The following is a 13,981-nucleotide window of genomic DNA, read 5'->3' as shown; positions in this document are numbered from 1 at the left end:
AAAAGGTTTACGGCCCTGCCGTGAATGCCGTGACGATCGGTCTGGAGGGGCCGAGAGGGAGGAGTGCTGGATGATCAATGTCGTCCTGGTCGGCTGCGGAGCGATGAGCAAGGCCTGGCTCGATGCGGCCAGGCAGATCGACGGGCTCACCATTGTCGGCCTGGTTGATCTCGACGCCGAAAGGGCGCGGGCAAGGGCGCGCGAATACGAGCTTTCCGGCGCCGTCATCGGAACCGACCTCGGCGCCGTGCTCGACCAGACCAGGCCCGACGCGGTATTCGACGTGGTGGTTCCCGCCGCCCGCCGCGAGGTCGCGCTTTCCGCCTTTGCCCACCATTGCCATCTCTTGACCGAAAAGCCGCTGGCCGACAGCCCGGACAATGCGCGTGCCATTGTCGAGGCCGCCCGCGGCGCCGGGCGCATCCATGCCGTCGTGCAGAACCGCCGCTATGTCGCCAACGTCAGGCGCATCCGGCGCTTTCTCGATTCCGGCGTCATTGGTGCTGCGACCAGCATCCACGCCGAGTTCTTCGTTGCGCCGCATTTCGGCGGTTTTCGCGAAGAGATGCACCATGTGCTGCTGCTCGATATGGCGATCCACACATTCGATGCGGCCCGCTACATGGTGGCCGGCGAACCGGCCGGCGTCTATTGCCAGGAGTGGGAGCCGGCCAATTCCTGGTATCGGCAAGGGTCGTCGGCAACCGCAAGCTTCGACCTCGGCGGCGGCAAACTGTTCACCTATGCCGGCAGCTGGTGTGCGGCCGGCTTCCGTACCAGCTGGGACAGTACATGGCGCATCGTCGCCGAGCGCGGCAGCATTGTCTGGGACGGCGAGGACGGGCTGAAGGCGGAAGTCGTGCAGCCGGTCCGTGAAGGCCTGTTCGATCGCACCGAACCGATAGCCGTACCGCCGCTCGACCCGGCCGATCGCGTCGGCGGCCATCTCGGCATTATCCAGGATTTCGTCCGCGCCGTCGAAACCGGCACCGAGCCGGAGACGCGTGGCGCCGACAACATCAAGAGCCTGGCCATGGTTTTCGCTGCGATCGAGAGCGCCGAGACCGGGCGCCGGGTCGCTATCACTGCACAGGAAGGATCATGATGCCAAACCCGCTGCTCGACATCAGGATCGGCACAATGGTGAGGGCCAATCTCGACGACCCGGCCGCCTATGTCAGGCAGATTCTGCCGCTAGGCTTCGAGAGCATCCAGCCGTTCTTCTGGCAGACGCTGGGCGGCAAGGACATTCCGCGGCTGGCAGGCGAGATCCGCGAGGCGATCGGCGATGCCGATGTCGTCGTCTCGTCGATCGGGGTGTTCGGCAACCCGCTGGAGAGCGGTGAAGTTGATCGCGGCGTGCTCCAGGCATGGGAAACGATCATCGACAACGCGCATCTGTTCGGCACCAATATGGTCAGCGGCTTCACCGGCCGCATCCGCGGCAAGCCGCTGCCCGACAGCCTGCCGCGTTTCCGCGAGGTCTGGGGACCGTTGGCCAAGCGTGCCGCCGACAAGGGCGTGCGCATCGCCTTCGAGAACTGCGCCATGGACGGCAACTGGGCCAGCGGCGACTGGAATATCGCCCACAATCCAGACGCCTGGGAGCTCATGTTCAACGAAGTGCCGGACGACAATCTCGGCCTGGAGTGGGAGCCCTGCCACCAGCTGGTCTACCTGATCGACCCGATCCCGCAGATCCGCAAATGGGCGCCGCGCATCTTCCACGTCCACGGCAAAGACGCGACGGTGCGCTGGGACGTGATCCGCGAACATGGCGTGTTCGGCCGCCTGCCGTTCGTGCAGATGCGCACGCCGGGCTTCGGCGACAGCGACTGGACGCGGGTGATCAGCGAGCTGCGGCTGGCCGGCTACAAGGGCGCCATCGACATCGAGGGCTGGCACGACCCGGTCTACCGCGGCGATCTCGAGATCACCGGCCAGGCGCGTGCGCTGGATTATCTCCAACAATGCCGGGGAGGCGCGAGCTATCTGCCGAACCCGGTGTGAGAAGTCGGCCGGCGGGAGGTGCCGGCCAGCGAAAGATTGCGGCGCAATGCCGAAGCGATCGTCAAAACCCCTCGGCTAGCGAGGGAACAAAGGGAGGATAAGTGCATGAGCATTACGATGAGAAGGACAGTTTTGCGCTCGACCGTCGCGGCGGCCGCGATGGCGCTCACCGCCGCACTCTCGACCTTGCCGGCGCAGGCGCTCGATGCCCAGTGGTGCAAGGATGTCCATATCCGTTTCTTCGCGGGCGGCGCCGAGGGCGACGCCTTCGGCACCATCGTCTATAATGGCGCCAAGCAGGCGGCCGCCGATCTCGGGCCTAAGGTCGACTATATCTTTTCGGGCTGGGATGTCGAAAAGATGGTCCAGCAGCTGCGCGAGGCAGTCGCAGTCAAGCCCCAAGGCATCGCCATGATGGGCCACCCGGGCGACGCCGCTATCATGCCGCTGGCCGAACAGGCGCACAAGGACGGCATCAAGATGATGTACCAGAACGTGCCTGTGCCGACGGTTACGGCGGCGTTCGGCGGCGGCTATGTCGGCGCCCAGCAGGAGCAGCAGGGCCGCGCACTTGGCGCCGAGGCGTTCAAGCTGGCCGGGCTGAAGGCCGGCGACAAGGCGATCATGATCGGCCCGTTCGAGAACGAGAGCCGCGGCGCACGCGAGCGTGGCACAGTCGCCGCACTGAAAGAGGCCGGCGTCGATGTCGTTCAAATCAATTCTCAAACCGAGTGGGCCGCCGACCCCAATCTGGCCATTCCGGTGATCACGGCAGCATTGCTCAACAATCCCGACGTCAAGGCGGTCGGCTATCCCGGCGGGCAGCTGCTGGGCAATGTGCCGACTTACATGCAGGCGGCGGGCAGGAAGCCGGGCGACATCTTCAACTTCGGCTTCGACACCAGCCCGCAGATCGTCGAGGGCTTCAAGGGCGGCTGGGTGCAGCTGACGGCCGACCAGCAGCCGTTCCTGCAGGGATATCTGCCGATCCTCAGCCTCTGCCAGCAGGTGGTGCTGGGTCTGGCGCCGATGAATGTCGACACCGGTGCCGGCTTCGTCACGCCGCAGAATTACGAGATCGTCGCCGAACTCGCCAAGCAGGCGCTGCGCTGATCGCCCGATCTGCCGGCCGGGTTGAACCCCGGCCGGCAACGACCGACAAACAAGCGAGGACCGCCATGGCCGAACGCCTCATCGAATTGCGTGACATCAGCAAGTCCTACGGCCAGGTCTATGCGCTTGGCGGCGTCAACCTCAGCGTCGACCGCGGCGAGGTGGTCGGCCTGATCGGCGACAACGGCGCCGGCAAATCGACGCTGATCAAGATTCTTTCCGGCGTGGTCAAGCCGACCAGCGGCGAAATCCTCATCCGCGGCAAACCGGTGACCGGGTGGAGCGCCGCGCGCTCGCGCGACGCCGGCATCGAGACGGTGTTCCAGGACCGGGCGCTCGCCGTTCAGCAGACGATCGTGCGCAACATCTTCATGGGCCGCGAGCTCACCGGTTGGCTTGGCTGGCTGAAGGTCAACAAGGAGATCGCGGAGGCGAGCCGGCTGATGCGCGAGATCGGCTTCACCTCGAAAGTGTTCACGCCGCAGTCGATCGTCGGCCAGCTGTCGGGCGGCGAACGTCAGGGCGTGGCGATCGCCCGCGCCATCTACAAGCAAGCCGACCTGATCATTCTCGACGAGCCGACGACGGCGCTGTCACTGACCGAAACGGCGAAGGTTTTTCATTTCGTCCGCCAGGTGCGGGCGAGCGGCCGGTCGATCCTGTTCATCGGCCACAACATCCACCACGTCTTCGATATCGCCGACCGCTTCGTCGTGCTCGACCGCGGCAAGGTCGCGCTCAGCGCCGACCGGAGCGAGGTCAAGTCGGCCGAAGACCTCATCAATTTCATGGAAGACGTGGCACACCCCGGCGGACTGGCGGGATTGCACGATGCCGGGGAGCAGGCAACGCGATGAGCAAGACAATGGAGCCCGATCTGCAAACCCCGCTCGGCAGCAGCGAAGCCGCCCGGAAGGCATGGAAGCACCCGTCCGATCACTGGATGCGCGGCTTTGTCCTCGACAACCGCGCCGCACTCGGCACGCTTGCGGTGTTCATCGTGATGATGGCGGTGTTCATGATCGCCAATCCGACGGTCTTCACCAGCTGGTATCTCTACAGTTCCGTGCTGACCACGCTGCCCGTGGCGCTGTTCGTGGTGGTGCCGCTGGTCTTTGTCGTCACCTGCGGCGAGATCGACCTGTCGTTTCCGGCGACGATGGGCTTCGCCTCATGGGTGTTTGCGCTGGTCGTGCAGGCCGGCTACGACCCGTTCGTCGGCATCGCCGCCGCAATCGTCACCGGCATGCTGCTCGGCTTCCTGGTCGGCTCGCTGGTCGTCTATGGCGGGCTGTCGTCGCTGATCGCCACGCTCGGCATGAATTTCCTGCTGCGCGGCCTGATCCAGATCATCAACGAGGGCAGGTCGACGGCACTGACCGGCCTTGCCGACAGCTGGGCCTACAAGATCTTCTCCAGCCAGCTTTACGGCATTCCGGTGCAGATATTCTGGGCGATCGGCTTCGTCGTGCTGTCGGCGCTGCTCTACAACCGCCATCGCTTCGGCGCGCAGGTCAAGGTGGTCGGCGACAATCCCGACAGCGCCCAGCAGATGGGCATCGACGTCAAGCGCGTCAGGGTGAAAGTGTTCGTCTTCGTCGGCATCGGCGCGGCAATCGCCGGCACCTTCTCGGTGATGATCAACTTCACCTGGTGGCCGACGGCGGGCGACGGTTATCTCTTGCCGGTGCTGGCATCGGTGTTCGTCGGCGGCACGCCGACCTGGGGCGGCATCGGCACCGTCGTCGGAGGCGCAATCGGCGCGGTCACCGTCTCCTTCATCCAGACCGGCGTGGTGGCGGCGGGCCTGAGTGGCTTCTACGTCCAGTTCTTCAACGGGCTGATCATCATCTTGTCGCTGCTTGGCCATAAGTGGAACCAGGCGCGGTATCGCTAACGACCGGCGACCTCACACCCCCGTGACAAACCCGTCCAGCACGCGTTTCTGGCCGGCCTTGTCGAAGTCGATGGTCAGCTTGTTGCCTTCGATGGCCGAGATGTTGCCGTTGCCGAATTTCTGGTGGAAGACGCGGTCGCCGACATTGAAGGGGGACGGCGTGTCGGCGACGGATTTGGCGACCAGCTCGCCGTCGATGGTGCGGCCTTTGATCGAGGTCCGGCCGGCGCCGTAGCCGGAATCGGTTTCGCCATAGCCGATGCGCTCGACCTGGTGGCCGGAGCGCGTGCCCCAATTGCGGTCGGTCGCCTCGGTGCGGTTGGCCTGAGCACGTTGCCAGCCCGGTGTCGCATAGGTGCTGGAGAAAGCGCCGGATTTCTCGGCGCCGTTGTTGCCGCCAAGATTGTCGAAGCGCGACGCGCCATAGGGGTTCTGCCTGCCTGCCCCTTGGCCACCGCGACCGGCGGCGAACGAGCCGCCACCATAGGCATTGCCGTAGCCGCCATAGGAATTGCCGCTCTCGGCGACCTCGACATGGGCTTCGGGCAGTTCGTCGAGAAAGCGCGACGGGATGGTCGATTGCCAGAGGCCGTGGATGCGGCGGTTGGAGACGAACCAGATGTGCAGGTTCTTCTTGGCGCGGGTCAGCCCGACATAGGCGAGGCGGCGTTCCTCTTCCAGCCCGGAGCGGCCACCCTCGTCCAGGGAACGCTGGTGCGGGAACAGCCCTTCCTCCCAGCCGGGCAGGAACACGGTTTCGAATTCGAGGCCCTTGGCCGAATGCAGCGTCATGATATTGACGGCGTCGAGCTCGGCGTTCTGCTCGGCGTCCATCACCAGCGCGACATGTTCGAGGAAGGAGCGCAGCGATTCGTACTCCTCCATGGAGCGGATCAACTCCTTGAGGTTTTCCAGCCGCCCCGGCGCTTCGACCGAACGGTCGTTCTTCCACATGTCGGTGTAGCCGCTCTCCTCCAGGATGGTCTCGGCGAGCTCGGTGTGCGGCGTGGTTTCCAGCGCCTTCTGCCAGCGCTCGAAATTGGCCGAGACCTCGCGCAGTGCCGCGCGCGGCTTCGGCTTCAGCTCGTCGCTCTCGGCGAGAGTTGCCGCCGCCTCCAGCATCGGGATGCGCAGGGCGCGTGCGGTGTCGTGGATCTGGCGGATGGTGGCCTCGCCAAGGCCGCGCTTCGGGACGTTGACGATGCGCTCGAAAGCGAGGTCGTCGGCGCCTTGCGCGACGACGCGGAAGAAGGCCAGCGCATCGCGGATTTCGAGGCGCTCGTAGAAGCGCGGGCCGCCGATGACGCGGTAGTTGAGGCCGAGCGTGACGAAGCGGTCCTCGAACTCGCGCATCTGGAAGGACGCGCGGACGAGAATCGCCATGTCGTTGAGATTGTGCTTCTGGCGCTGGTAGGCCTCGATGGTCTCGCCGACGGCGCGGGCCTCCTCCTCGGAATCCCAGGCGGCATGGACATGCACCTTCTCGTCGTCCTCGGCGATCTTTTCGGTAAACAGCGTCTTGCCGAAGCGGCCCTCATTGTGGGCGATGAGATGCGAGGCGGTGCCGAGGATATGCGCGGTCGAGCGGTAGTTGCGCTCCAGCCGGATGATGGTGGCGCCGGGAAAGTCCTTGTCGAAGCGCAGGATGTTGTCGACCTCGGCGCCGCGCCAGCCGTAGATCGACTGGTCGTCGTCGCCAACGCAACAGATATTTACGGTGGCTGGGCGCGGATTTCCCTCCCCCTTGAGGGGAGGGTGGCCGGGCAAAGCCCGGTCGGGTGGGGTCCGTGCGGCAGTGCTCGACGCATTGGCGGTGCCTTCTGCGGCAACCCCCTCCGCCCGCTTCGCGGGCACCTCCCCCTCAAGGGGGGAGGATCGCGGCCGCTGTGCCAGCAGGCGCAGCCACATGTACTGGGCGGTGTTGGTGTCCTGGTATTCGTCGACGAGGATGTAGCGGAAGCGCTTGTGGTATTCCTTCAGCACGTCCGGATTGGCGCGAAATATGCGGATCGGGTGGCACAGGAGATCGCCGAAGTCGCAAGCGTTCAGCGTTTTCAGCCGCTCCTGATAGGCCTTGTAGAGCTCGCGGCCCTTGCCGTTGGCGAAGGCACGGGCATCGCCCTCGGGGATGTCGGCGGGACCGAGGCCCTTGTTCTTCCAGCCGTCGATCATCTGGGCGAACTGCTTGGCCGGCCAGCGCTTGTCGTCCAGCCCTTCGGCCTGGATGAGCTGCTTGATCAGCCGTACGACATCATCGGTGTCGAGAATGGTGAAGTCGGATTTGAGCCCGGCCAGCTCGGCATGTCTGCGCAGCAGCTTGACGCCGATCGAATGGAAGGTGCCGAGCCACGGCATGCCCTCGACATTGCCGTCGCCGATCAACAGGCCGATGCGCTGCTTCATCTCGCGCGCCGCCTTGTTGGTGAAGGTGACGGCGAGGATCTGCGAGGGGAAAGCCTTGCCGGTGGCAAGGATGTGGGCAATGCGGGTGGTCAGGACGCGCGTCTTGCCGGTGCCGGCGCCGGCCAGCACCAGCACCGGGCCTTCGGTGGTTTCTACTGCCAGCCGCTGCTCGGGGTTGAGGCCGTTGAGATAATCGGGCGCGTTGTTCTGGTTGCTGCGGGCAGCCATGGCGCGCGCGGCAATGCCCGACGGGGCCACGGGCCGCGCGTTCGGTTCGTCAAAAAAGGGCATGTCTTCCGAAAACCCGGACATCTCCCCCCGAATGTAGTGATTCGGCAGCGAAAGGCCAGAAGTGTCTCCGTTTTGTTCTGGCAAAGCACCCGAGCGGTGCGATACCCGCCTGCTCAGGCCTTGCGGTAACCCAGCGCTACGAACAACCGGTGTCCGAACGAGCGCGCTTCCCCTGCTATCACCACACTCAGAGCGGCCAGCATTTGATCGTAGTAGCGGCTGCCGGCGGGCGACGCCAGGAATGTCGAATAAAGCTTGAGATCTTCAAGCGGCAGATCTCTGTACGTGTAGGCGGCACCTTCCATGACGTTTTGTTCGATTTTCTGGCGAATGCTTGCGTATTGCCGGTGCACCAGAGCCATGATCTGGTCGTCCGGAAGGGGTTTTCCTGCCGCTCCCACCACGCCCGAAAACATCGCGTAGCCTATATTCAACGCCATTGCTTCGCCCGTGTCGACGGCGCTGATGTCATCCATGATCTTCCTGTACAACTCGAGACGGACCGGATCCTTGGATGGCAGCTCGGCGAGGATGCGGTGGCCGTCTGTCCTCTTTCTTTCCTTGCCCTCAGAACCAGACGATTGAATTTCCAGAGCGGTAACGCGTTTGCCCAAAGCCGAGGTGTAGAACGCGGCAAGATCGGACAGATCGGCAGCGGTCAGCTTGTCCCCCATGTGCGATTCGACGGCCGTCTCCATTTTGGCCGCGTCGAAGGAGCCTTCCATCGCCTCCGACCAGGCCTCCTGGAAATTTTTCGAAAGAGGTCCCGGTATGGAGTTTATGCCATTGGCGATACTGGGGCCGATGCTCATCAGCATCTCGTCAAGGCCGTTTGCCCTGTTGATCTCGCCGATCGTCTGTGCCGGTGCCGCCATTGTCCCGGCGACCAGTCCGAGGAGGAGGGCGTATGCGATAAGCACTGCGCGCGTCGTAGGCACTAGGAATGACGTCACTCTATTTACTCCAAGGTTTTGGTGGCTCAAGCCAGATTGCTGGAAAACTTGGTTACCGGCAAGGTAGATCGCTACTTTAGCGTGTGGCTCGAGTTTGCCCACAGCGTTGAAATCAGCAGCGTCGTTGTTGGTCCGATCATGGATTGCTTCGAGCTCGCTTGACACACAAGGCGGGCCGGAGAAAGTTGCGTGGGGGCAGGAACGCAATGCGGGGTTGCCCATGGACGCGTCGCGGCGCGCACCAGTCGAAGGAGCACCGTCTTGGCTGTGGTCATCACCTCCCTGATCCTTTTCCTCATCGGCCTAGCGCTTGGCGGCGGCGGCATCTGGCTCGTGACGCTGGGCGGCAGCTGGTATTACGTCATCGTTGGTCTAGCTTTCCTTGTCGCGGCCTGGCTGCTCTACAGGCGCAGATCCACGGCCCTGTGGCTCTATGCGGCGATCGTGCTCGGCACGCTCGCCTGGGCGGTCTGGGAGATCGGCTTCGACTGGTGGGAGCTCGGTCCGCGCGGCGGCATCATCGTGCTTATAGCGCTGTGGCTATTGACGCCATGGGCGCGGCGCGGGCTTACCGGTCCCGACGGACGCGCGCCGCTTATCCTCGCCGTGCTGGCCTCGCTTGCCGTCGCCGGTTATTCGATGACGGTCGATCCAAAGGATATTGCGGGTGAACTCAACACCGACAAGGTGACGCCGACGGCCGATCTCGGCGGCAACGTGCCGGCCGGCGAATGGCACTATTACGGTCGCACGCAATATGGCCAGCGCTATTCGCCGCTCGACCAGATTACCCCCGAAAACGTCGCCAATCTGCAGCCGGCCTGGACCTATCGCACCGGCGACGTGAAAGGGCCCGACGACATCGCCGAGACGACCTATCAGGTGACGCCGCTGAAGATTGCCGACACGCTCTATATCTGCACGCCGCATAATTTCGCCATCGCCATAGACGCCGCCACCGGCAAGGAGAAATGGCGCTTCGATCCGAAGGTCAAGCTCGACAAGGACCGCCAGCACCAGACCTGCCGCGGCGTGTCCTATTATGCCGACGCCAAGATCGCCGCCGGCCAGCCCTGCGCCACACGCATCTACCTGCCGACATCCGACGCCCGGCTGATCGCGCTCGATGCCGCGAACGGCCAGGTCTGCCCCACATTTGCCGAAGGCGGCACGCTGAACCTTCTCGCCAACATGCCATATCCGAAGCCGGGCTATTACTATTCGACCTCGGCGCCGCTGATCGTCGCCAACAAGATCATCGTCGGCGGTGCGGTCAACGACAATTATTCTACGCAGGAGCCGTCCGGGGTTATCCGTGCCTACAATGCCGACACCGGCGCGCTGTTGTGGAATTGGGATTCCGGCAATCCTGACCAGACGACGCCGCTGCCGCCGGGCCAGACCTATACCAACAACTCGCCCAACATGTGGTCGACGGCGAGCACCGACGAGAAGCTCGGCCTGCTCTATGTGCCGCTCGGCAACAAGACGCCGGACCAGCTCGGCGCCGGGCGCAGCGCCAATGACGAGAAATTCTCCTCGTCGATCACCGCGCTCGACCTCAACAGCGGACAATTGCGCTGGGTGCGGCAGACCGTGCACCATGACCTCTGGGACATGGACGTGCCGGCGCAGCCGACGCTGGTCGACATCACCACGGAAAGTGGCGTGGTGCCTGCGCTGGTCGGGCCGACCAAGCAGGGCGACCTCTATGTGCTCGACCGGCGCAGTGGCGAGCCGATCGTTCCGGTCAAGGAACTACCGGCGCCGGCCGGCGCGATCGAAGGCGACCATACCTCGCCGACGCAGCCGCTTTCGGACCTGAGCTTCAGTCCGAAGCCACTGACCGGCGCCGACATGTGGGGCATCACCATGTTCGACCAGCTGGCCTGCCGGATCGAGCTTCGGAAGCTGCGCTATGAGGGCCGCTACACGCCGCCGTCACTGCAGGGCTCGCTGATCTACCCCGGCAATTTCGGCACCTTCAACTGGGGCGGCGTGGCAGTCGATCCGGTCCGGCAGGTGATGTTCGGCATGCCGACGTACCTGGCGTTCATCTCCAAACTGGTGCCGCGCGCCGACGTGCCGCCGCCCGGCGACACCAAGGGCAGCGAACAGGGCCTGAACCGCAATGACGGTGCGCCTTACGCAGTGATATTGAAGCCGTTCCTGTCGCCGCTCGGCATTCCCTGCCAGGCGCCGCCCTGGGGCTATGTGGCTGGTGCCGATCTCCGGACCGGCAAGATCGTCTACAAGCATCGCAACGGCACCGTCTACGACATGACGCCGCTGCCGCTGCCATTCAAGGTCGGCGTGCCCGGCATTGGCGGGCCGATGATCACTGCCGGCGGCGTCGCCTTCCTCGGTGCGGCAGTCGACGACTATGTGCGCGCCTATGACCTGACGACCGGCAAGCAGCTTTGGCAGGCGCGGCTGCCGGCGGGCGGGCAGTCGACACCGATGACCTACACGGTAGCCGACGGGCGCCAGTTCGTCGTCATCGTTGCCGGCGGCCACGGCTCGGTCGGTACCAAGCCGGGCGACTATGTGATGGCCTATACGCTGCCGAAATAGAGAAGTTCCTTCAGAGCCCGAGATGCCCTTTCAGGTCGGGTACCGATGCAAGTACCTCATTGGTCAACTGCGGGCCGGCGGCTGTCTCGGTCTGCTGGACCAGCATCGTGCCGGCCTGGCTGATCTGTGCGAGCGTGAGGCCTGATGCCTTGAGTATGGCGACGCCGTTGATCAGCGCGCCGGTCTTTTCGCCGAGAGCGCCGCCGAGCGCGCCCTCCAGCGAGGACAGGAGCCCACCGCCGGAAGCTGCGCCGGGAGCCATGACATCATATTGCTTGGCCAGGGCGTCGGCTCCCGGGATTTTGGCGAAGAAGCTGGACAGAGTCGTGCCTTCCGCCTCGTGTTCGAGCACCGAGAAAATCGTGCCGGCGATCTTTTCCGTCAAAGCCTGGTTGAGACCGGCTTTCTGCGAGACGGTGTTGATGATGTCCTGAACGTCCATGACCTTTCCTCAGGCTTTGGTGTTTGTGGGCGGGTACCGGTTGGAGCGGACCTTGATCAACGATCGTTTGAAGGCGGTGAACCGCAGCGCCAGCAAAGTCATAGCGGCGAGTGCGAACCCACTTGCCAGAAGCGGGAAGGGAAAGGTCATGGGCTTATTCCTTCGTCGTCAGGCATTCTTTTCCCGCCAAATGGCCACTCTCGTTCGCCAAATGGCCCGAGTGAGGCATAGCTCGGTAACTTCTTTACATTGTGGTGCGTGCATTTAGCATTGCCACAAAGGACCAAAATTTAACGACAGTGAGGCGCGCGGCATCACGGCCCTCGTGCAGGGACTTTTGGCAGCCTCACTCAGCCGTGACTGGACCAGGCAAGCTTCGGCTCTATGTTGCCGCGGGGGGCCGACGAGGAGCGCGCCATGACAACACCTGCCGGACCCACTGCCGCCGAGCCTGTCATTACCCAGGCGATGATCGATGCCTATGACGAATACACGCATCTGACGCTCGACCGGCGCCGCTTCATGGAGCAGTTGACCAGGCTTGCAGGCTCGGGTGCGGCAGCGGCCGCGATCGCGCCGCTGCTGGCGGCGAACTCGGCCCAGGCGGCAATCGTGGCGGAAGATGATCCGCGTGTGAAAGGCGAGGACATCAGCTATCCCGGCAGCGCCGGCGAGATGAAGGGCTATCTGGTCAGGCCGGCGGACCAGACCGGCAAGCTTGGCACCGTCATCGTGGTGCATGAGAACAGGGGTCTCAACCCGCATATTCGCGATGTGGCGCGGCGCGTTGCGCTGGAAGGGTTCGTAGCGCTCGCGCCGGACTTCATGACGCCGCTCGGCGGCACGCCGGCCGATGAAAACAGGGCACGTGACCTGTTTTCCCAGCTCGATCCAGCACAGGTCGCCACCAATGCCGTCGCAACGGTCGCCTACCTCAAAAGTTACAAGGACGGCAACGGCAAGGTCGGCGCCGTCGGCTTCTGCTGGGGCGGCGGCACGGTGAACATGCTGGCCGTCAACGCGCCGGACCTCGCCGCCGCCGTCGCCTATTACGGCATGCAGCCAAAGGCCGAGGACGTGCCGAAGATCAAGGCCGCGCTTATGCTGCATTATGCCGGCCTCGACACCCGCACCAATGCCGGCATCGATGCCTTCAAGAAGGCACTCGACGCGGCTCATGTCGAATACTCGGTCTATGTCTATGAAGGCGCCAACCATGCCTTCAACAACGACACGTCGGCGGCCCGCTACGACAAGAAGGCGGCCGATCTCGCCTGGGGCCGGACGATCGCCTTCCTCAAGGAGAAGCTGGCCTGATCAGGTGGGCGCCGGCGCCGGTTTGTGAAGGCCGACGCCGGCCACCACCAGTGCGATGCCAAGGCAGTCCGTGGCGCTTGGGATTTGCCGCAGCACAATGACGCCGATCAAGGTCGCGGTGACCGGCAGCAAAGACAACATCAGCGCGAAGCTGGAGCGCGGAAGCCGCGACATGGCAAGCTGGTCGCAAATATAGGGAATGACCGACGAGCAGATGCCGACGCCGACCGCCGCAAGCAGCAGCGGCGGCGCCGAGAAAGCCGGCAGCGCATCGGCAAAACCGATCGGCAGTACAACGAGAAGGGCGACCGCCATGGCGGCACCCAGCCCGGCGATGCCGTCGCCGGCGCCGGCGCGCGCGACGCGGTGGCCGAGCACGATGTAGCCAACGAACAGCGCGCCGTTGAGGAAAGCCCAGAACAGGCCGACGGGATCGCTCGACCATTTGACGTCGATCAGCAGCAAGGTGCCGGCGACGGCGATTGCAAGGGCGGCCAGATTGCGCCGGCTTCTGAGGCCGACAAGCGCGACGCCGATGGTGCCGACGAATTCGATCGCCGCCACCAGCGAGATCGGCAGCCGGTCGAGCGCCAGGTAAAACGAGCAATTCATCACCCCAAGGCAGACGCCGAAAGCCAGAAGCAACAATCGCGTCGAGCGATCGGCGCGGGCAAAGACCGCCCATGGCCGGGTCAATGGGGCAAAGACGAGTGCAGCGGTGGCGATGCGCAGCCAAGCCATGCCGAGCACGCCGACATGCGGGAACAGCAGCACCGCGAAGGCCGGTCCGAGATAGTGGAACACGGCGCTGACGCCGAACCAGAGATGCGGCGGGACCGCGTTTGCCAAGGTAAAGGCGGGGCCGGCGAGTGCCGGGCTTGCTGCTGGGGCTTGCGTCCGATCTTCCATGGGATCAGTATCGCAGGCGATTTTTGCCATTGATATGGATGATGGCCAGTCATTGCGGCCATTTCCTTTCCG

The 13,981-nt window shown here is 64.2% G+C and carries 12 protein-coding genes; 7 read left to right on the top strand and 5 right to left on the bottom strand.

Annotated elements, in window-relative coordinates; all coding sequences use genetic code 11:
* The first annotated feature begins 70 nt into the window (after window positions 1-70).
* From NKH70_RS15690 to NKH70_RS15670, 5 genes are all read left to right on the top strand, one after another.
* Complete coding sequence (locus NKH70_RS15690) at window positions 71-1,105, top strand: Gfo/Idh/MocA family protein (protein ID WP_352912781.1); 1,035 nt, start codon at window positions 71-73, stop codon at window positions 1,103-1,105.
* Window positions 1,105-2,010, top strand: a complete 906-nt coding sequence (locus NKH70_RS15685; RefSeq protein ID WP_502908363.1) for a sugar phosphate isomerase/epimerase family protein — start codon at window positions 1,105-1,107, stop codon at window positions 2,008-2,010. The genes NKH70_RS15690 and NKH70_RS15685 overlap by 1 nt, the downstream gene beginning before the upstream one ends.
* 105 nt (window positions 2,011-2,115) lie before the next feature.
* Complete coding sequence (locus NKH70_RS15680) at window positions 2,116-3,123, top strand: substrate-binding domain-containing protein (protein WP_352912783.1); 1,008 nt, start codon at window positions 2,116-2,118, stop codon at window positions 3,121-3,123.
* 65 nt (window positions 3,124-3,188) lie between these two features.
* Complete coding sequence (locus NKH70_RS15675) at window positions 3,189-3,980, top strand: ATP-binding cassette domain-containing protein (RefSeq protein ID WP_352719001.1); 792 nt, start codon at window positions 3,189-3,191, stop codon at window positions 3,978-3,980.
* Window positions 3,977-5,020: an ABC transporter permease gene (locus NKH70_RS15670; protein ID WP_352912784.1), complete on the top strand. Its 1,044-nt coding sequence runs from the start codon at window positions 3,977-3,979 to the stop codon at window positions 5,018-5,020. The genes NKH70_RS15675 and NKH70_RS15670 overlap by 4 nt, the downstream gene beginning before the upstream one ends.
* Window positions 5,021-5,032: 12 nt before the next feature.
* Here the strand turns inward: NKH70_RS15670 and NKH70_RS15665 are convergent, their stop codons facing one another.
* Both NKH70_RS15665 and NKH70_RS15660 read right to left on the bottom strand, forming a co-directional pair.
* Window positions 5,033-7,735 (bottom strand): ATP-dependent helicase, encoded by a 2,703-nt coding sequence (locus NKH70_RS15665; RefSeq protein ID WP_352978552.1) that lies wholly within the window; start codon window positions 7,733-7,735, stop codon window positions 5,033-5,035.
* Window positions 7,736-7,827: 92 nt separating this feature from the next.
* Window positions 7,828-8,889, bottom strand: a complete 1,062-nt coding sequence (locus NKH70_RS15660; protein WP_352978554.1) for a DUF2059 domain-containing protein — start codon at window positions 8,887-8,889, stop codon at window positions 7,828-7,830.
* A gap of 39 nt (window positions 8,890-8,928) precedes the next feature.
* Between NKH70_RS15660 and NKH70_RS15655 the strand changes: the two genes are divergently transcribed.
* A complete protein-coding gene (locus tag NKH70_RS15655; protein WP_352978556.1) occupies window positions 8,929-11,241 on the top strand; it encodes a glucose/quinate/shikimate family membrane-bound PQQ-dependent dehydrogenase in 2,313 nt (770 codons plus the stop codon).
* Window positions 11,242-11,251: 10 nt separating this feature from the next.
* Here the strand turns inward: NKH70_RS15655 and NKH70_RS15650 are convergent, their stop codons facing one another.
* Window positions 11,252-11,683 (bottom strand): hypothetical protein, encoded by a 432-nt coding sequence (locus tag NKH70_RS15650; protein WP_352912788.1) that lies wholly within the window; start codon window positions 11,681-11,683, stop codon window positions 11,252-11,254.
* Window positions 11,684-11,692: 9 nt separating this feature from the next.
* Window positions 11,693-11,833, bottom strand: coding sequence for a hypothetical protein (locus NKH70_RS15645; protein WP_352912789.1), 141 nt, complete (start codon window positions 11,831-11,833; stop codon window positions 11,693-11,695).
* A gap of 267 nt (window positions 11,834-12,100) precedes the next feature.
* On the opposite strand from NKH70_RS15645, the gene NKH70_RS15640 reads away from it, so the two are divergent.
* Window positions 12,101-13,000, top strand: a complete 900-nt coding sequence (locus NKH70_RS15640) for a dienelactone hydrolase family protein (protein WP_352912790.1) — start codon at window positions 12,101-12,103, stop codon at window positions 12,998-13,000.
* Here the strand turns inward: NKH70_RS15640 and NKH70_RS15635 are convergent, their stop codons facing one another.
* The gene (locus tag NKH70_RS15635) at window positions 13,001-13,909 is read right to left on the bottom strand and encodes an EamA family transporter (RefSeq protein ID WP_352978558.1); all 909 of its coding nucleotides are present in this window, start codon (window positions 13,907-13,909) and stop codon (window positions 13,001-13,003) included.
* Window positions 13,910-13,981 lie beyond the last annotated feature (72 nt).

Origin of the sequence: Mesorhizobium sp. M0991 (assembly GCF_040318915.1) — a bacterium.
Taxonomy (GTDB): Bacteria; Pseudomonadota; Alphaproteobacteria; order Rhizobiales; family Rhizobiaceae; genus Mesorhizobium.
Note: the sequence above shows the minus strand (reverse complement) of the source record. Positions and strands in the feature narration are given on the sequence as shown.

Excerpts from the sequence above, each read along its gene's own strand:
- NKH70_RS15640 (WP_352912790.1), top strand. The coding sequence starts at position 12,101 with ATGACAACACCTGCCGGACCCACTGCCGCCGAGCCTGTCATTACCCAG.
- NKH70_RS15690 (WP_352912781.1), top strand. The coding sequence starts at position 71 with ATGATCAATGTCGTCCTGGTCGGCTGCGGAGCGATGAGCAAGGCCTGG.
- NKH70_RS15675 (WP_352719001.1), top strand. The coding sequence starts at position 3,189 with ATGGCCGAACGCCTCATCGAATTGCGTGACATCAGCAAGTCCTACGGC.
- NKH70_RS15660 (WP_352978554.1), bottom strand. The coding sequence starts at position 8,889 with ATGGGCAACCCCGCATTGCGTTCCTGCCCCCACGCAACTTTCTCCGGC.
- NKH70_RS15645 (WP_352912789.1), bottom strand. The coding sequence starts at position 11,833 with ATGACCTTTCCCTTCCCGCTTCTGGCAAGTGGGTTCGCACTCGCCGCT.
- NKH70_RS15650 (WP_352912788.1), bottom strand. The coding sequence starts at position 11,683 with ATGGACGTTCAGGACATCATCAACACCGTCTCGCAGAAAGCCGGTCTC.
- NKH70_RS15670 (WP_352912784.1), top strand. The coding sequence starts at position 3,977 with ATGAGCAAGACAATGGAGCCCGATCTGCAAACCCCGCTCGGCAGCAGC.
- NKH70_RS15680 (WP_352912783.1), top strand. The coding sequence starts at position 2,116 with ATGAGCATTACGATGAGAAGGACAGTTTTGCGCTCGACCGTCGCGGCG.
- NKH70_RS15635 (WP_352978558.1), bottom strand. The coding sequence starts at position 13,909 with ATGGAAGATCGGACGCAAGCCCCAGCAGCAAGCCCGGCACTCGCCGGC.
- NKH70_RS15665 (WP_352978552.1), bottom strand. The coding sequence starts at position 7,735 with ATGTCCGGGTTTTCGGAAGACATGCCCTTTTTTGACGAACCGAACGCG.
- NKH70_RS15685 (WP_502908363.1), top strand. The coding sequence starts at position 1,105 with ATGCCAAACCCGCTGCTCGACATCAGGATCGGCACAATGGTGAGGGCC.